The sequence below is a fragment of the Henriciella sp. AS95 genome (assembly GCF_038900055.1).
Classification (GTDB): Bacteria; Pseudomonadota; Alphaproteobacteria; order Caulobacterales; family Hyphomonadaceae; genus Henriciella.
In genome coordinates, this window is record NZ_JBBMQM010000001.1 from 1,510,634 (window position 1) to 1,528,531 (window position 17,898).

Below are 17,898 nucleotides of genomic sequence, written 5' to 3' on the forward strand. Positions count from 1 at the left end.
CATGATCGGCCGCACATTCAAGGCTAGGGGCATACTTCTCGCAGGACTGGTAAGTGCTCTGGCGGCGTGCGGAGGCGGCGACAAGCCGCCCGAGACGGTTCCTGAATCATCAAACGGACAAGTCATTGAGCGCTCTCGCGCAGATCAGGTGGCAGCAGAACGGCGCGAACGCGAACGCCAACGCCTCGCCGCTGCTGAAGAAAACAAGTTCACCTACTTCCGCTATTCCCCAGACACGAGTGGTAACCAGCCGCGCGCCTGCCTCGTTTTCTCCGCGCCGCTCGATCCTGATGTCGACTATTCCACATTCATCAATATGCGTCCGGGTGTTCGGCCTGCCTATAATATTGAAGGCCGCGAGCTTTGTCTCGAAGGCCTCGATTTTGCGCGCAGCTACACAGCGACGATCCTCGAAGGGCTGCCATCCGATGACGGCCGCGCCATTGCGCGCGAAGAAGAAGTAACGATCAGCTTTGAGGACCGCCCGCCTTATGTCGGTTTCAAGGGCTCGGGCGTGATCCTGCCGCGCGACGATGCGGATGGGCTCGCCATCGAAACCGTGAATGTCGAGAAGGTCGATGTCACCGTCTATCGCGTCAACGACCGGGCGCTGGCATTCAAGCGCATCGACCAGGGCAATGAGGCCCCTCAGGGCCGTTATTCATATCTCTACGGTGAAGAAGATCCGCGCGATGTCTCGTCCGAAGTCTGGACGGGCTCCATGGATATCGACAACATTACCAACGCCCCGGTGACCACTGTCTTCCCGCTTCCGGATGTCATCGAGACGCTGAAGCCCGGCTCTTATTTCGTTGAGCTGCAGGACTCCAAGGACCTCAACAGCAATGATGGGCCGCCCGCATCGGCGCGACGCTGGATCATGCTGACAAATCTGGCGCTGACGGCCTATCGCGGCGAGAACGGCCTCGATGTCACGCTGCGCTCGCTGCAGGATGGCGAAGTGCTCCCCAATACGCGCGTCCAGCTGATCGCGTTCAACAACGAGGTGCTGGGCGAAGCTGAGACCGGCGAGGAAGGCCGCGTGCGCTTTGGTGCGCCATTGCTGGCCGGTACGGGCAATTCTGCCGCCCGCATGGTGATGGCTTTCGGGGCCAAGGGTGACCTTGCCGTGCTTGATCTGACCCGCGCGCCGGTGGATCTGTCTGAACAGAATACGGGCGGGCGCCGCACCCCCGGTCCGGTTGACGGCTACATCTATACCGAACGCGGTATCTACAGGCCCGGTGAAACGGTTCACCTGACGGCCATGATGCGCGACCGGGCCGCGAATGCCATTGAAGGCCGGTCGGGCAATCTCATCATCTACCGCCCGAACGGGCTGGAGGCTGACCGTTATCGCTTCGCTGGCGGCGAGGCCGGAGCGGTTCAATGGGATTATGACCTCGCCGACAGTGCGTCTCGTGGCATGTGGCGCGCCGTGCTGGAAATCGATGGTGCAGGCGAAGCCGGCTCCCATCGCTTCTCGGTCGAAGACTTCGTGCCCCAGCGCATCGCCGTTGAGCTCGATACTGATGAAGACACCGTGCTGAAAGCCGGAGAGACCAAGGAAATTCTGGTCGACAGCCGTTTTCTCTATGGTGCCCCCGGTGCTGGTCTGACCGTTCAGGCCCAGGCCCGTGTCGAGCCGGATCCGAGCCCGTTCGAAGGCTATAAGGGCTACACATTCGGTCGCCACGACAATTATTTCCGCGAAGAGATCATCGAACTGGATGACCAGACGACTGATGGCGCCGGTAAAGCGGTTGTCCGTCTGTCCCCCGGCACGCGCGGCACTGATTCCGATCGTCCGCTGCGGCTCAATACGACCGTTTCCGTTCTGGAGCCCGGTGGCCGCGCCGTGACCGAAAGCGTGCGTCTGCCGTACCGCCCGAATGATCTCTATCTCGGTGTGAAGTCCGATTTCGACGGTCGCGCCAAGCAAGGCCAGGAGAACCGTTTCGAACTGGCCGCGCTCAATGCCGATGGCGAGATCGTTGACACGCGCCTCAACTGGAAAGTCATCGAGATCGACTACCACTATGACTGGTATCGCGAAGACAGCCGCTGGCGCTGGCGCCGCTCACGCACGGTACGGACCGTGAATGAGGGTGTCGTCGACACGGACGGAACCACCCAGGCCATCGCCGTGAACGGCCTCGACTGGGGTGAGCACGAACTCATCGTGACGGCTGATGGCAGCGACGCTGAAACCAGTACGGATTTTTATGTCGGCTGGGGCGGTTATGTCTCCGATGACGGCGTCGAAGCCCCTGACCGTGTGCAGGTCATCGTTGAAGACCAGAAAGTTGTCGCCGGTCGCCCGGCTGCGATCACCGTCGTGCCGCCTTATGCCGGCGAAGCGCAGATCGTTGTCGCAACCGACGAGATCATCCACGTCGAAACCCGTGACGTCTCCCCGGACGGCACGCAGTTTACCTTGCCGGTGACAGAAGAATGGGGCGAGGGCGCTTACATCCTCGTCAACGTCTACACCCCGCGCGACCCTGTCGTGCAGTCCAAACCCCGCCGCGCTGTTGGCGTCGGTTATGTCCCGCTCGACATGGATGACCGCACTTTCGAGGTTGAAATCGACGCACCGGACCTCGTCCGCCCGCGCCGTGAACACACCATCGACGTCAATGTCACTGGCGGTCCCCGTGAGCATATCTATCTGACGCTCGCCGCAGTGGACGAAGGCATTCTGCGTCTCACCAAATTCCAGACCCCTGACCCGGTCGACTATTACTTCGGGAAGAAGTCGCTCGGCGTTGAAATCTATGACGATTATGGACGCCTGCTCGATCCGAACATGGGTCTGCCCGCTGAAGTAAGGACCGGTGGTGACCAGCTTGGCGGCGAAGGCCTGACCGTGGTGCCGACCAAGACGGTGGCGCTGTTCTCCGGGCTGGTCGATGTCGGCCGGAATGGCCGGGCACGCGTCACCTTCGACGTGCCTGAGTTCAACGGCGAACTGCGCCTGATGGCGGTCGCCTGGTCTGAAACCGGCCTCGGCGCTGCCAGCCAGCCAATGACGGTGCGCGATCCGGCCCCAGCCGATCTCATCCTGCCACGCTTCCTGGCGCCAGGTGATGAGGCGCTCGCAACGGTGAGCATCGATAATATCGAGCTCGAAAGCGGCGTCTTCACGGCTTCGCTTGATGCCAGCGAGCCGGTGACGGTCGCGGCGAGCGAGGTCTCACGGACCATTCCGCAAGGCCAGCGTATCGATGAAGGGCTGAACATTGCGGCTGAAACCTCCGGCATCTCGCGCCTGCGCCTGAATGTCGAGGGCCCGGAAAACTACTCGATCTCGCGCAACTATATGATCCAGTCACGTTCGCCCTACCTGCCGGCGACCGAGATTACGACGGCGCTGATGCAGCCGGGCGATGCCTGGTCGATCCCGGACAATATTCTCGCGGGATATGTGCCGGGAACGGCGGAAGTGACAGTGACGTTCGCCTCGCTGCCGCTCGATGCCAATGCGCTTTACGCGTCGCTGGCCCGCTATCCTTATGGATGCACCGAGCAGACAGTCAGCCGCGCCATGCCGCTGCTTTACTCCGAACAGCTCGTCGCGCTCGGGGCAGATGAAGACGAGCGTGAGCCCGCGCGGGCCCAGGTTCAGGAAGCGGTCTCTCGCGTCCTCAATCGCCAGTCGAGCGACGGCTCGTTCGGCCTGTGGAGTGAAGGGGATCGCCACGCATCGCCTTGGCTCGGTGCCTATACGGCAGACTTCCTCTACCGCGCCAGTGAGGCCGGATACGAAGTGCCGCAAGCCTCGCTCGACCGGGCTTATCAGTCGCTTCGCTCGATTGCGCAGGGCGATGCCTGGCGCGTCTATGGCTACGACACGGATGTCTGGGAAAGCCGTTGGCACGACGACACGGAAGAGAAGCTGATGCGTCGGTCTGCGCCGTATGCGCTTTATGTGCTCGCCAAGGCCGGCAAGGCCGATGTGAGCCGTCTGCGTTACCTGCATGACCGCGAAATCGACAAGATGGAAAGCCCGCTTGCGCGTGCCCAGCTTGCCGCAGCCCTGTCATATATGGGTGACCGGTCGCGTGCCTATAGCGCCTTCACCAAGGCGGAAGAGGCGCTCGGTTATCAGAATAATGGCGATTACTATCAGACGCCGCTTCGCGACCTGACGGGCGTACTCGCCCTGGCCGCCGAGACCGGCTTCACCGAGCATGTCACGCGCTTGTCGGAACGTCTTGGCAATGATGCGCCAGACCCATCCGAGCTCACCACGCAGGAGAAGGCGTTCGCGCTGCTCGCTGTGAATGCGCTGACCGGCGACGGTGAGGAGATTCGGGTCGAAGTCGATGGACTTGGCCGCGGCAACAATAATGATCGCCGCTACGTCCTGACGGAAGACCAGGCCCAGAGCGATGTGACGTTCACACTGGCTGGAAATTCTGCGCCGATGTTCAGAACAGTGATGGTCCGCGGCGCGCCCGCATCGCCGCCAGAAGCCACCTCCTCGAAGGTACGTGTGCAGAAGGCCATCCGTAGCCTGACCGGTGCAGGCGTTGACCTTGCCGATATCAATCAGGGCGACCAGCTTGTCGTGTCGATGGTGATCACGCCAGAGCAGAACCGCACCAATCCGATGATTGTGGCTGACCTGCTGCCGGCTGGTTTCGAAATCGAGACTGTGCTGAAGCCTGCTGATGGCGACCGCGAAGGCAGCACGGACGGCGCGTTTGCCTGGCTCGGCAAGATCGACCAGCCAAACACGGCCGAGGCTCGCGATGACCGCTTCGTTGCTGCGATCGATGTCCGCGACAAGGCCGTGCGCCTCGCTTACGTCGTTCGGGCCGTGACGCCGGGCAGCTTTGCGATCCCGGGCGTGAATGTCGAAGACATGTATCGCCCGGATGTGTTCGCGCGTTCGGCGCCTGGCCGGATCACGATTGAGACGCCAAGCGCAGCGACGGGTGGTCAGAGATGATCTGGCTGAAGCGACTGGCAATTGCCTTCGCGGCATTGCTGGTCGCAGCCTTTGCGCTGGACCGGATCTTCCCCCCGCCGATTGAGCGGGGTGACACTGTCTCCATCATGGTGACAGACCGGGATGGCAGGCCGCTTCGCGCCATTCCCACCCCTGATAATTACTGGCGCTTCCACGCCGATCTGGACGAGATCGACCCGGTCTTCATCGAGGCGCTTCTGGAAGTCGAAGACCAGCGTTTCTGGTCTCATGGCGGTGTCGACTGGATGGGCATGGTGCGCGCCGTGACGAGTTCGGCGCGGGCTGGGCGCATCGTGTCTGGCGGTTCGACGATCACGATGCAGACGGCCCGGCTGCTTGAGCCGCGTCCGCGCAATATCGGGTCCAAGCTGATCGAGATGTTCCGGGCCCATCAGATCGAGGCGCGCCTGACGAAGCGCGAAATCCTGGAGCTGTACCTGACGCTCACGCCGTATGGCGGTAATATCGAAGGCATTCGCGCGGCGAGCTGGCGCTATTTCGGGCGCGAACCGGACCGGCTGTCCGACGACCAGATAGCCTTGCTGATCGCCTTGCCGCAAAGCCCTGAAGTTCGCCGCCCGGACCTTCGCCCCAAGGGCGCAGATGCGGGCCGCAAGACGATCGTCTCAAAGCTCGAGCGGCTTGGTTATCTGGATGCCGCGCGAGCCGAAGAAGCACGCACATCCTCCATGCCGACGGGGGCCTATGCCTTTCCAGCCCGGGCCTGGCACGCGACGACCCGCGCCGCCTTTGAAGCCAGCACCGATGTCACCTCGACGATCGATGCCCAGCTACAAAAAGAGATGGAGGCGCTGGCCCTCGAGCATGCCAAGGAGTTCGGCAACGGCACGCAGGTCGCGATCCTGGTTGTGAACATTCCCACGCGAGGCGTACGAGCGGCTGTGGGGTCTGCATCGCGCGACCTGCCGGGCGGCTGGCTCGACCTGACCGCGCAGGCGAGATCGCCGGGATCGACGCTGAAACCCTTCATCTATGCGATGGCGTTTGATGACGGCTCTGCCGCGCCGGATACGCGCATTGCCGACCTGCCGAAGCGGTTTGCCTCCTATCAGCCGGATAATTTCGACCGAATGTTTCGCGGCGATGTCCGCATTTCGGACGCCCTCCAGCATTCCCTGAACGTCCCGGCCGTCCTCGCGCTGGACCGGATCGGTCCGGAGCGGTTTGCCGCAACGCTGGCACTGGCGGGGGCACCGCCGCGCATTCATGGCGGGGCGGACAATCAGGCCGGACTGGCGCTCGCGCTAGGGGGCGCCGGGATGACCGCGCGTGAGCTGGCCGTGATCTATTCAGCTCTGGGTGATGGCGGGCGCGCAAAGCCGCTGGCATGGACGGTCGAAGATGAAAAACGGATACAAGCCGCGCGTGGTTTTCGCCTGATGAGCGCCGACAGCGCAGAGAAGATTCAGCGCATCCTGAAAGATGCGCCGACGCCTGAAGGCCGCATGCCGGGCCGCCTCACAGCGAACGCCCCACAGATCGCATTCAAGACCGGGACGTCATATGGGTTCCGCGATGCCTGGGCGGCGGGCGTGTCGGGTGATCACGCCATCATCGTCTGGGTCGGCCGCGCTGATGGCGCCCCACGTCCCGGCGCGACGGGGCGTGATACGGCGCTGCCGATCCTGTTCGAAGTGGCGGACCGGGCGACCTATCATCTGGGCGGTGAGGGCGGTGCAGGCACGCGCCTCATGACGAAGCAAGCCGCCGATGCCCAGGGGGCCCTTCAGCGTTTCGAACGTGGCCGCCCCGCGCCGCAAATCCTGTTCCCGCCAAAGGATGCCGAACTCTGGTCCGGCGAGGTCAATGGCGAGGCGTCCCGGCCCTTCGTATTGGCCGGTCGCGGCGAGGGCGCGCTCAGCTGGTATATCGATGGCGAACCCTGCCCAACCGACGATGCGGGCCTGCCCGTGTGGACGCCGACGCGGTCAGGTTTCTACCGTGTCAGCGCCGTTGATCCGGTCGGCCGGGAAGCGTCAGTCCTGGTGCGGGTGATCGGTGCCCCAACCGGTTAGTACTGCCAGTTCACCTCAACGCCATAGGTGCGGGGCTCATTCACAAAGCCTGTGAGATTGTTGAAGTCGATGGCGCCTTCAAGCACTTCCTCGTCGAGAATATTGCGCGCGAAGACCGATACGCCCCAGCCTGAATTGGCTTCATAGCCAAGGCGCAGGCCGCCTTCCCAATAGGCATCCTGACCAAACTCAATGCTGTCATAGAGGAAGAAATTGGTTTCGTCCTTGAACGCCCAGTCGGTGAAGCCGTAGACCTCGCCATCGCCAACCGGGATCGCGTAGCGCGCGGTAAAGTTGGCAATCCATTCCGGCGCATTGGGGAAGCTGTTGCCTGAGATGTTGTAGCCCAGAAGATTGTTCATATCGTCGAACACGGGCGGATCGAGAACGGTACACGGCGCGCCGCAGCCGGGGGCGATGATCAGATCATCCTTGAACTCGGTCTTGTTGTAGGAAAGCCCGCCGGTGAGGAGGAGGTTCTCAATCGGGGCCGCTTCGAGGTCGACCTCGAACCCATAGCCCTCACTTTCATCGGCATTGAAGAGCGACACAGAATTGTCCAGCCCGCCAACAATGGTGAGCTGCTGGCCCTCAAAATCGAGATAATAAATGGCCGTGTTCAGACGAATCCGGCGGTCCATCAATTCGGTCTTCACGCCGGCTTCATAGGAGACCAGCGTCTCGCTATCGGCCTGTGAGGGCGCCCCGAAGCGTTGTTGAACGGTGGGGCCGCGGAAACCCTTTGCGACCTTCGCATAGGTATTTATGGTGTCGGTCGCTTGCCACGAGATCGAGGCGTCCCAGCTGACCTGTTCATCGCCAAGGCTGCGATTGTCACCAGTGGCCGAGAACTCTTTGTCGTCATCGGTCCAGCGCGCGCCGCCAGAAAGGGTCACCGCGTCCGTGAGGTCGTAGCTGACAGAGGCGAAGATGCCGACGCTTTCTGTGTCCAGGCTGCGACTGGCCTGGCTCGTTTCCGGATTACCCGGTGACAGCGAGTCGAAATTCTTCGAGGTGATCGAGACGAACTCATCAAAGAAAAAGACGCCCGTCTGCGCCCGTAGCGGCCCGCCATCATCGTAGGCGAATCGGATTTCATGGGTGGTCTGGTGCAGGGCATTGACGGCGCCGGACGTCTCAGACGGGAAGGGGATGTTGCCCGGACCGAAATTGCCGGCACCGAGGAAGGATGCCCCGAATCCACCATCGATATCGCCGCGGCTCGCAATCTCCGCCTGCTCATTGCCGAAGACGTAGACCATATCGATCGCGTCGGCGAGCCCCTTGGACAGGGTCAGCGTGAGGCCATGCGTATCCTGAGCCAGGAAGTTCTGGCCATCATAATAGACGGTGTCGCGTTCGAAGTTCGGGCCGAGGCCGCGTTTTCCCTGCTGAATGATGTTGGCCCGGAAGAGGCGAGCGTCGCCATCATTGGAGCGGGCGTGAAAGTTCAGAAGGCCTTCGAAGTCTGAATTGAGCGGCGTGAACAGGAGCTGAGCGCGCCCGGCGAGTTCCTCAAAGCCCTCGTACCGGTCGTTCTGGCCTGTGAATGCATTGTCCACATAAGGCTCGCGCTCCTGATAGAGGCCGGACAGGCGCAGGGCGAGCTGATCTTCGAAGATCGGCAGGTTCACGGCCCCTTCGGCGGTCACGGTGTCGTAATTACCATACGAGGCACGCGCATAGGCGTCGAATTCGTGTACGGGCCTGGCGCTGTCGAACTTGATGATGCCGCCAGGGGTGTTGCGACCAAAAAGGGTGCCCTGAGGGCCGCGAAGCACTTCGATGTTTTCAAGGTCAAAGACCGGGAAACCTTTCAGGATCGGGCTTTCATAAGGCACGCCATCATAGACAAGGCTGACCGGCTGGGAGGCGTTCAGGTCGAAATCGGTGTTGCCGATCCCGCGAATATAGAAGCGCGGGAAGGCCCGGCCGAATGAGCTTTCAGCGACGACGCTGGGAACGCGGGCAGACAGAAAGCGGACATCTGCGCCGCCCGCTTTGAGGTTATTGAGCTTTTCGTCGGCAAGCGTCGAGATCGATACCGGCACCTCTTGCAGATCTTCCTCAATGCGCTGAGCCGTCACCGTCACGGGGTCGAGGCGCGCTTCATTCTCGGTTGCCTGGGCGACGGCGGGCGCGGACGCGACGGAGCCGAAAGCGCTGAGGGCTGCACTGGCGACAAGGAAGGATTTCAAGGATTTCATTGGACGCGGCCTTTGAAGGATCAGTTCTTTCGCTTGCCGCTATCGGGAAAGCGTTCCTGACCCTTCAAGGGCTAGTCTGCCCTCCTATGCAAGGGGCACGGAGACTTCACAGGCGTCATCTTGCGCCGCAACACTGATTATGTTGCGGCACAGCAACAAATTCGGCGTCAGATCAGGTCCACGGATTGAAGCGGGTTTTCGGTCGAACGATGGTTTCCTGAGTCTCTTCCGCAGATTCGTCGGTCTGATCCGGGTTTGATGCGCTCGCAGTCTCCGGCTGAGGCATCGCCTCGCGAGGCGATACGGCGTCAACATCCTCAGATGATGCGGTTGCTTCGACCAGCGCGTCGTCAGTGTCCTCGGCAGATGCGAATTCCAGTGGCGAGACTTCAGGCTGGATTTCAGTGGCCGTGTCGCTGATTTCGTCCGGGTAGTCATCGGTCGCGTCGATCACAACCGGCGCGCGGGAGACGTGCTCGGATTGCGAGGCTTGATCGGCAGGGCGAGGAGGCTGCGGGGTAAAGCCGGACGCCTTTGCCCCAAAACCAAGACCGGCACTGAAACCGCTGATCGACATGATGCCAGCGGGCTGCGCTGAGACAGAGGGGCTTTCCGACGGCGTCTCAACATCCTGCGCAGCAATTGCGACGGTGTCTTCCTCCTGGATTTCAGGCTCTTGAACTTCGGGCTGCTCGATTTCGGGCTCTGCGGTCTCAGCGCTCGGAGGCACGTCGAAGTCTGTTTCCGGGGCTTCGGTGTCCGCGAGGGCGTCGGCCTGGGCCTCTTCGGGCAGGGCCATGTCGCTTGCGACGGCGCCCAGTTCGGACGCAACGTTTTCCTCTACCGGCATCTCTTCTTCAGAGGCGTCGGCACCAGCCGCCTGAAGCCCGGCAGCGCCAAAAGGCACATAACGTATATTGGATTCCTTGGCTGAGACTTCAGGTTCAGCGCCGGTTTTCGCTTCGACTTCGACGTCCGCTTCGACTTCGGTTTCCGCTTCGGCACTGGCTGCGACCGGTGGCGTTTCGTCTGCGACCTCTGCGACGGCGTCCTGGTCAGGCGTATCGATCTCTTCTGCAAGGGCCGTGTCGGTCGTCGCCGCTATTTCGGCAGGCTCGTCTTCAGCGTCGACATCCGGGCCGGCTGGCAGGTCGGTTTGAGAATAGACGTTGATCGTGTCGTCGCTTTCATCGTCATCGATGGTGAAGGTTTCACCCTCATCTGGCTGGACAGAGAAGGATGGAACCTCGATCTCAGGCTCGACGGTTTCGACGGTTTCGACGGTTTCGACGGTTTCGACGGTTTCGTCGGTGTCCGTGTCGGCGTCAGATGTTTCAGCATCAGACGTGTTCGTTGCTGCCGTCTCTACCTCTTCGACATAGTCGTCATCGGTCGATTCGGCGTGGGAGGCCTCGGCCTCGTCACTGGAGGTTCCGTTGACCTCGTCTGCGAGACGCGCGACGGCGCCTTGGACATCTTCATCGTCATCTTCGACCACATCATCATGATCGTCGGCGTTAGCCTCAGCCTGAGCTTCAAAGGTGTCGGCAGGCGCATCGGTTTCTGTGCCCGCTTCCAGGTCTGCTTCATCGTCGCTGAGGAGGGCCGCTTCCGGGACACTGACATCGACCAGGTCCTCATTGGTCTCGGCCGGCGCTTCTGGCTGATCCTCGCTCGCAAAGTCTTCGCTTTCCAGAATGGTCGTGGCGTCGCCTTCGTCTTCGAGACTGTCGGGCATGTCTTCGGCAGACGTCGCGACGAGCGCTTCGTCGGTGTCGGCCTCTACAGCTTCGTCGTCTTCTGCCGTGGTTTCGGGCGCCTCTTCGTCGGACAGGCCTGCAAGCAGCGTATTGATGGCCGCTTCGGTGCCGCGCGCTTCGCGGCAGGCATCGCGGGCGATGGATGCGACGAGGTCTCCATAGGTGCCGCCTTCTGCATGCGGCGCACTATTGAGGAGCGTGGAGCTCGCATCTTCCAGGGATTTGCCAGCTTCGGTGGACAGCAGGACGCGAGGGGGTTCAGGGGTCAGCCGGACGACATATCCCTCGGTCGCGTACATGACGTCGCCATTGTCCTTCTCAATCCAGTCAATCTTCTTTTGCGCCGTCATGGTGGCGAGTCGGTCAATCAGTTTCTGGGTCGAAGCATGCAGCATGGTGAGGTCCGCTCGAGTTGAAGTTATGTCCTTGGTATCCACTTAAACATCCGCACCGGTTTGTTCAAAGGTATGGGGCTGTGCGTAAGGTGAAATTGTGTTCAGAAGACGATGCATACGCAGTTTGGTTCCAATCCGGTCAATTGCGCGCCAAGTGATGAGGCCGGTTCGAGAGGGAGCGTTGAATGCCAAGTGAACTGATCGTTCGCATAGGCATATTTTTTGTCGTCTTCGTGACACTGGTGCTTCTTGAAGCAGCGATGCCGAAACGCCCTTCGCCGCTTGCGCGGACCGAGCGCTGGCCGGGCGCCTTTGGCCTGTTCGTCATCGGCGCTGTTGCTGCGCGCCTCGTCGTTCCAGTCGGTCTGGCGGGCCTCGCCATCTGGGCCTCCAGCCAGGGGTTCGGGCTCTTCAATCTGATTGACCTGCCGATCTGGCTGGTTGGGCTAGCATCCCTGCTTCTGCTCGATCTCGCCGTGTGGGCGCAGCACGTCCTGATGCATCATGTGCCGGTGCTGTGGCGGATGCACCGCGTCCACCATGCCGATCCTCACATCGATGTTATGACGGCCCTGCGGTTTCATCCGGCCGAAATATTGGTCTCGCTGGCCTGGAAAGCCGCGATTGTGGTTGCTTTTGGTCTTCCGGCATGGGCGGCTTTCACCTTTGAGGTCGCGCTCAATGCCTTTGCCCAGTTCAACCACGCAAACTGGGCGCTGCCGAAGCCGGTGGATGCCCTCCTTCGAAAGCTGGTCGTCACGCCGGACATGCACCGCGTGCACCATTCGGTTGAGCGGGCCGAAGCCAATACGAATTTCGGCTTTTGCCTGTCGATCTGGGACAGGATGTTCGGCGTCTACAAAGCCCAGCCCGACGCTGGCCATGACGCCATGATCATCGGCCAGAAAGACTGGCGCACTGCAGCGGATCAGTCACCGCTCGCTCTGATCCGCCAGCCGCTTGAGAGGCCCGGTCATTCCGACGCGTAGGCCTTCTTCACTTCGGCAATATCGCGCAGGAAGTCTTTGACGGGTTCGCCATCGACCGCTGACAGCTCTGAACGGAAGCCCTGAACCGAGCCGTCCGGCGCAACGAGGAGATAGCTGGGGGTCCAGGCGATATCGAGCGTTTCGCGGATCGAGGCGTCAGCATCGAGCAGGGTCGGGTAGGAATAGCCCTTGTCGTCAAAATAGGCCTGAACGCTGTCATACTTGCCATAGGCATCGTCGATCCGATTGGCGTTGGGCGGTGTGTGGATCGACATGAAGCGCAGATCGGGATCTTGCGCGATGGCGCTGGCCAGAGCCGCGACATAGGGCGCGTCTGCCATACAGTCGCCGCACCACAGGCCCCAAACATCAATGACCGTCCACTGGCCCTGAAGCTGGTCTGACGTGAAGGTCTCGCCTGAGACCATTTCGCCGGAAAACTCCGGAAGTCCTTCGCCGAGATAGGCATAGGTGAAAGGGCGGCCATAATCGTCGCGGGGCACGTCGCCCGCTTTCGTTTCTGCAGAGGCCGGGACGTCGGCGCCCGGAAGAATGAAGCCCGTCGCGTCGTCGGCGCCGCCTCCATCTCCGCACGCGGCAATCAGTGACAATGCGGAGGCGGCAAGCAGGGTACGAAGCATGGCAGATAACTTTCTCTTTTGCGCCATCAGACTTAAGGGGGTTCACCCATAAAAAAAGCCCCGACCACAAGGATCGGGGCTTGATTGGATATCTGGCTAAATGCTGAGCGCTTAGCTGTAGATTTCGAACAAACCGGCTGCGCCCATGCCGCCGCCAATACACATGGTGACAACGCCCCATTTCGCGCCGCGGCGTTTGCCTTCCATCAGCAGGGAGCCGGTGCAACGCGCGCCGGTCATGCCAAATGGGTGGCCGATGGAGATCGAGCCGCCATTGACGTTGTATTTTTCAGGGTCGATGCCGAGGCGGTCGCGTGAGTAGAGGCACTGCGATGCGAAGGCTTCGTTGAGTTCCCAGAGGTCGATGTCGTCAACCGTCAGGCCATGACGCTCAAGCAGGCGAGGGACGGCGAAGACAGGGCCGATGCCCATCTCGTCCGGGTCGCAACCGGCGACGTTGAAGCCAGCGAAACGGCCGAGGGGCTCAAGGCCACGCTTCTCGGCTTCCTTGCCTTCCATGAGAACCAGTGCGGCAGCGCCATCGGACAGTTGCGAAGCGTTACCGGCGGTGACGTACTTGCCTTCTTTGACTTGCTGACCACCGGAGAAGACCGGCTTCAGGCCCTGGAGCGTCTCGAAGGTGGTGCCGGGGCGGTTACATTCGTCACGATCGCAGACAACGTCCTGATAGGTCTCTTCACCGGTTTCCCGGTTGACCAGTTTCATACGGGTTTTCAGCGGGACGATCTCTTCAGCCATCTTGCCGGATTCCTGGAAGGCGGCGGTGCGCTTCTGGCTCTCGGCGGAATACATGTCCTGGGCTTCGCGGGACACATTGTAACGATCGGCGACGATTTCGGCGGTCTCGATCATGGTCATCCAGATCGCCGGCCATTCCTTCATCAGCTGGTCTTCGGTGTAGCGATACGTGTTCATGTGGCCGGAGCGCGAGACGAGCGACAGGGACTCCACACCGCCGCCAACAGCAACCGGTGCACCTTCGTTCTGGATGGTCCAGGCAGCGTTTGCGATGGCTTGCAGGCCCGACGAGCAGAAACGGTTGATCGTCGCGCCCGAGGTCGAGGATGGGCAGCCAGCCCAAAGCGCCGCATTGCGGGCCACGTTGTGACCGGTTGCGCCTTCAGGTTGGGCCGCGCCGAGATAGACATCTTCGACTTCGCCGGCTTCGATGCCAGCGCGCTCGATAGCGCCCTTGATCACATGGCCAGCCATGGTGATGCCGTGCGTGTCGTTCAGTGAGCCGCGATTTGCTTTTGCAAGACCCGTCCGGGCCGTGGACAGGATGACAGCGTCTTTCATGTTTCTCTCCTCCGAGTGTGCTTGTCTTGTTGCGGCGCAACCTAGCTGGCGAGAGTTCAATACACCAGCCCTATTCGTGCGGCGTTTTGCGCAACCATGACGGGTCGGAACCGGGGGCCGCCGTCCACCGTTGGTTGATCAGAAAAGGGTAACCATACATGCCAACAGGAAAGAGGGGCGATATCGACCGGCTGGCCCGGCTGCTGGACGCCAGGTTCACCATTCCCGGGACCGGCATCAAGTACGGACTGGACTCGATCATTGGTCTTGTGCCCGGCGTCGGTGACGCCATCACAGGCAGCATGGGTGCCTGGATCATCTACCGCGCCCGCCAGGAAGGTGCATCGCATTTTCTGATCTCCAGGATGATCATGAACCTGCTGACCGATACCGTGCTGGGCTCGGTCCCCTTACTGGGCGACATTTTCGACTTCGCCTTCCGGTCCAACATGAAGAATGCGCGGCTCCTTCAGCGCCATCTCGACAAGCACGCCGAAGCCGAGAAAAAGGCGAGCTGACTTCGACGCCGCCCTAGCCAATTGAACAGATCAGATCGTTTTTCGCTTTGTCTTCGCGCAGAGCGCGTTAGGGTCTACCCCCAGGGAATTCGCTCAAGAAGGAAATCCACATGAATGCGCTCAAATTCGCCCTCGAAAAGGGCAAGGAACTGCTCGACCAGAAATCAGACCCGGCGGTCGCTATCAAGAAAGAGGTCAAGGATCTTGGCCTCGGGGATGACGTCGATATCAAGGTCAATGGCGAGAAGGTCACGATCACCGGAACAGCGCCCAGCCAGGAAGTGAAAGAAAAGATCATCCTGGCCTCCGGGAATGTGGTCGGCGTAAGCGAAGTCGAGGAAGACATCGATGTCGCAAGCACGGTGTTCTACGAGGTCCAGTCCGGCGACACGCTGTCGAAAATCGCCAAGGCGCATTATGGAAACGCCAATCGCTATCAGGAGATATTTGAGGCGAACAAGCCCATGCTGAAGGATCCGGACCTGATTTATCCGGGGCAGATGCTCCGCATACCCGGCTCGAGCGCCAAGGCCTAGACGCCTGCCGCGCCAGCGTTTGGGTGAACCAAATGGCAGGGAACTGACGCCTGCTTGATCTCAGGGATGGGGAGATTGCATGTCTAATATAATCGGAATTGGCGGGGTCTTCTTCCTTTGCGAAGACCCGGACGCAACCAAGGCCTGGTACAAGGATGTGCTCGGTCTGGAGGAAAGCGAGTATGGCGGATTTGCATTCTCGCACGAAAAATCCGGGCGCCAGTTTCCCAAGGGGGCCATGACCATATTCGCGCCTTTCAAGGCTGATAGCGATTACTTCAAGCCATCTGACCAATCGATGATGTTCAATCTCATGGTCGATGATCTGGACGCCGTTGTCGCGCGCATCAAAGCGGCCGGCGTGGACATGACCCAGCCGCCTGAAGACCATGACTATGGCAGGTTCGCCTGGGTCATGGACCCGGATGGCCGCAAGGTCGAGCTGTGGCAGCCGATTGAGCCGAAAAGCTAGGTGTCTGGCCTGGCTAGCGGCTTGGGGACAGCCATCCTCACTCTCTTCGCGCTCTATCTTCTGGGGCTTGGCATTGCTGCACTTGCGCGCCCTGAAAAGGCACGAGTGTTCTTCTCACATTTTGCATCATCACCAAGGCTCAATTTCATTGAGGCCGGATTGCGGGCGCTTGTCGGTCTGGCTTTCATTTTAGCGGGGCCCGACACGGCGGCGCCGACCATGAGTGTATGGGTTGGCGGTTTTCTGCTCGCCAGTGCCATCATCATGGCCGTCGCCTACCGGTTGCATCGGCTATACGCTGTCTGGGCCGTCCCGTTTGCCATGCGGTTTGTTCGTCTCATGGGCGCGGGGGCGGTCTTGCTGAGCGTATGGGTCGTGTGGTTCCGTTGGAGTTGAAGCGCGCCCTAGCCGGACGGGCCATCCGGAATTTCGGACGCGTCTCCGACTGTTATCTCGTCTGCGAACACCGCAACGGCCTGATCGGCCTCATTGTAGGCCGGCCATTCAAACCCGTCTGCGCAGCTGATTGTTTTTGATGACACATCCATCTTCATGAAGGCCGTCCAACAGGAATTGACGAGATCGGCATAGGCCTCATCGCTTTCATCCGTCTTGCCTGCGCCCCAGCTGGAGGTTTCAAGTGAGTCGAAAGTGTACATCAGTTCGGCGGAATGGATGGGGCCGTTGACCCATTTCTCTTTCCGGAAGTCTGGCATCATCTGGAAATTATAGAGGAATGCCGGGGCGCCTTCGTCCCCTGTCATCGCAGCGACCTTCGTGGCACTGGAGAACCCTCGCTCGCCAGCATTGGAGCCGATGAGGACGGGCACGTCGATTTCCTCGCCAGCTTCGAAAGCTTCCTTGGCGGAGATCGTCTGGAACTGGCCGTCGATTACGCCGGAGACGCCTGCGCGCAGCGACGGATTGTAGGTATAGGTTTGTGCGGTGATATTGCGGAGCTGCTCTGCCGTCGCATCTGCGGGAAGGCCAAGCGTCATCGCGCCTTTCTGGCCGAGGGCTTCGCCATCCTCGAGCGAACGGCCCGGCGAGACGAAAGCGCCAGACTGGATGATGGCGCGGTCAAACAGTCCTTCGGCCGACGGGGTCGAGAGAAGGTTTATGACCATGACACCACCAGCAGACTGACCAGCAATGGTGACATTGTCAGGATCGCCGCCAAACGAGGCGATGTTCTCCTGAATCCATTCCAGCGCGCCAACGGCGTCCATCAGGGCGAAGCTGCCAGTCGGTCCGCCTTCGGCGGTCAGGGCAGGGTGGGCGAAATAGCCCATCGGCCCGAGGCGGTAATTGATAGAGACCGTGATCACGCCATTCTTGGCGTTCGCCGTGCCATCATAGGAGCCGAGATGACCGGCACCGAGGAAGCCCGCGCCGCCATGCATCCACAACATGACTGGTGCTTTCTCTGCGCCTTCTGGCACGGTGACTTGCGCATAGAGGCAATCTTCGGACTTCACGCCGACAACGCCGCCGCCATTCGGCTCGCTCGGGTCGGCCACCATTGGCTGAACGCAAGGGGCCTGGACTTCAATGACCGTGCGGTCGCCATCCCAGGCGTCGACCGGCTGAGGGGCTTTCCAGCGCAGGTCGCCCACAGGGGCTTTGGCGTAAGGCACGCCGCGGAAGACGTGAACATCGCCCATATCCTCGCCAATCAGACGGCCCTTTGGCGTCTCGACCACAGCTGTGTCGATGAGATTGTCCGGTGTGTAGCCGACTTGCGGGGTATGCGTGTCGGCATCGTGGTCGCTGTCGTCATGGTGCGCGGCCATGGCAGGCAGGGCGAGCGCCATCAGCGCGGCGCAGGATGCAAGAGTAGTGAATTTCATGAAAGACCTCCCGGCCGAAATTCTGGGCTTCGGCGCTTGTTGTGATAGTTCACTATCTTCGGTCCTAATTGGTGCTTTTGTCAATTCGCTGGTTCGCGGAAGATTTGCTGAAAGAAAGGGCCAGGATGTCGTTGACCAGAACAGGCGGCTTCTCAGCAGAACCGGTCGATCGATCGCTGTTCACCCATCGAAAAAA

At 60.9% G+C, this 17,898-nt stretch carries 12 protein-coding genes; 7 read left to right on the forward strand and 5 right to left on the reverse strand.

Annotation, left to right across the window (positions count from 1 at the left end):
• Nucleotide 1 precedes the first annotated feature (1 nt).
• Entirely contained in the window at nt 2–4,957 is a 4,956-nt protein-coding gene (locus WNY37_RS07530) for an alpha-2-macroglobulin (protein WP_342972849.1), read from the forward strand.
• Nucleotides 4,954–7,014, forward strand: coding sequence for a penicillin-binding protein 1C (gene pbpC, locus WNY37_RS07535; RefSeq protein WP_342972850.1), 2,061 nt, complete (start codon nt 4,954–4,956; stop codon nt 7,012–7,014). Before WNY37_RS07530 ends, pbpC begins: the two co-directional genes overlap by 4 nt.
• Here pbpC and WNY37_RS07540 read toward each other — a convergent pair.
• Both WNY37_RS07540 and WNY37_RS07545 read right to left on the reverse strand, forming a co-directional pair.
• Nucleotides 7,011–9,221 carry a TonB-dependent receptor gene (locus tag WNY37_RS07540; RefSeq protein ID WP_342972851.1) on the reverse strand — a complete coding sequence of 737 codons (2,211 nt, stop codon included), beginning with the start codon at nt 9,219–9,221 and terminating at the stop codon, nt 7,011–7,013. The two genes, pbpC and WNY37_RS07540, sit on opposite strands and share 4 nt — an antisense overlap.
• Nucleotides 9,222–9,393: 172 nt before the next feature.
• Nucleotides 9,394–11,418: a hypothetical protein gene (locus WNY37_RS07545; RefSeq protein WP_342972852.1), complete on the reverse strand. Its 2,025-nt coding sequence runs from the start codon at nt 11,416–11,418 to the stop codon at nt 9,394–9,396.
• A gap of 143 nt (nt 11,419–11,561) precedes the next feature.
• Between WNY37_RS07545 and WNY37_RS07550 the strand changes: the two genes are divergently transcribed.
• The gene (locus WNY37_RS07550) at nt 11,562–12,365 is read left to right on the forward strand and encodes a sterol desaturase family protein (RefSeq protein ID WP_342972853.1); all 804 of its coding nucleotides are present in this window, start codon (nt 11,562–11,564) and stop codon (nt 12,363–12,365) included.
• Here the strand turns inward: WNY37_RS07550 and WNY37_RS07555 are convergent.
• The gene (locus tag WNY37_RS07555; RefSeq protein ID WP_342972854.1) at nt 12,350–13,006 is read right to left on the reverse strand and encodes a TlpA disulfide reductase family protein; all 657 of its coding nucleotides are present in this window, start codon (nt 13,004–13,006) and stop codon (nt 12,350–12,352) included. The genes WNY37_RS07550 and WNY37_RS07555 overlap by 16 nt on opposite strands.
• Nucleotides 13,007–13,117: 111 nt before the next feature.
• Nucleotides 13,118–14,326 (reverse strand): acetyl-CoA C-acyltransferase, encoded by a 1,209-nt coding sequence (locus WNY37_RS07560; RefSeq protein ID WP_342972855.1) that lies wholly within the window; start codon nt 14,324–14,326, stop codon nt 13,118–13,120.
• Nucleotides 14,327–14,484: 158 nt separating this feature from the next.
• Between WNY37_RS07560 and WNY37_RS07565 the strand changes: the two genes are divergently transcribed.
• From WNY37_RS07565 to WNY37_RS07580, 4 genes are all read left to right on the forward strand, one after another.
• Entirely contained in the window at nt 14,485–14,844 is a 360-nt protein-coding gene (locus WNY37_RS07565) for a DUF4112 domain-containing protein (RefSeq protein WP_342972856.1), read from the forward strand.
• Nucleotides 14,845–14,954: 110 nt separating this feature from the next.
• A complete protein-coding gene (lysM, locus tag WNY37_RS07570; protein ID WP_342972857.1) occupies nt 14,955–15,380 on the forward strand; it encodes a peptidoglycan-binding protein LysM in 426 nt (141 codons plus the stop codon).
• A 79-nt stretch (nt 15,381–15,459) separates the two neighbouring features.
• Complete coding sequence (locus WNY37_RS07575) at nt 15,460–15,852, forward strand: VOC family protein (RefSeq protein WP_342972858.1); 393 nt, start codon at nt 15,460–15,462, stop codon at nt 15,850–15,852.
• Between the two features lie 21 nt (nt 15,853–15,873).
• A complete protein-coding gene (locus tag WNY37_RS07580) occupies nt 15,874–16,248 on the forward strand; it encodes a hypothetical protein (protein WP_342972859.1) in 375 nt (124 codons plus the stop codon).
• 8 nt (nt 16,249–16,256) lie between these two features.
• Here the strand turns inward: WNY37_RS07580 and WNY37_RS07585 are convergent, their stop codons facing one another.
• The gene (locus tag WNY37_RS07585; RefSeq protein WP_342972860.1) at nt 16,257–17,702 is read right to left on the reverse strand and encodes a carboxylesterase family protein; all 1,446 of its coding nucleotides are present in this window, start codon (nt 17,700–17,702) and stop codon (nt 16,257–16,259) included.
• Between the last annotated feature and the right edge of the window lie 196 nt (nt 17,703–17,898).

What these genes read in the sequence shown, in the direction of transcription:
- lysM (WP_342972857.1), top strand. Translation starts at nt 14,955, where the DNA reads ATGAATGCGCTCAAATTCGCCCTCGAAAAGGGCAAGGAACTGCTCGAC.
- WNY37_RS07530 (WP_342972849.1), top strand. Translation starts at nt 2, where the DNA reads ATGATCGGCCGCACATTCAAGGCTAGGGGCATACTTCTCGCAGGACTG.
- WNY37_RS07555 (WP_342972854.1), bottom strand. Translation starts at nt 13,006, where the DNA reads ATGCTTCGTACCCTGCTTGCCGCCTCCGCATTGTCACTGATTGCCGCG.
- WNY37_RS07550 (WP_342972853.1), top strand. Translation starts at nt 11,562, where the DNA reads ATGCCAAGTGAACTGATCGTTCGCATAGGCATATTTTTTGTCGTCTTC.
- WNY37_RS07560 (WP_342972855.1), bottom strand. Translation starts at nt 14,326, where the DNA reads ATGAAAGACGCTGTCATCCTGTCCACGGCCCGGACGGGTCTTGCAAAA.
- pbpC (WP_342972850.1), top strand. Translation starts at nt 4,954, where the DNA reads ATGATCTGGCTGAAGCGACTGGCAATTGCCTTCGCGGCATTGCTGGTC.
- WNY37_RS07585 (WP_342972860.1), bottom strand. Translation starts at nt 17,702, where the DNA reads ATGAAATTCACTACTCTTGCATCCTGCGCCGCGCTGATGGCGCTCGCC.
- WNY37_RS07565 (WP_342972856.1), top strand. Translation starts at nt 14,485, where the DNA reads ATGCCAACAGGAAAGAGGGGCGATATCGACCGGCTGGCCCGGCTGCTG.
- WNY37_RS07575 (WP_342972858.1), top strand. Translation starts at nt 15,460, where the DNA reads ATGTCTAATATAATCGGAATTGGCGGGGTCTTCTTCCTTTGCGAAGAC.
- WNY37_RS07540 (WP_342972851.1), bottom strand. Translation starts at nt 9,221, where the DNA reads ATGAAATCCTTGAAATCCTTCCTTGTCGCCAGTGCAGCCCTCAGCGCT.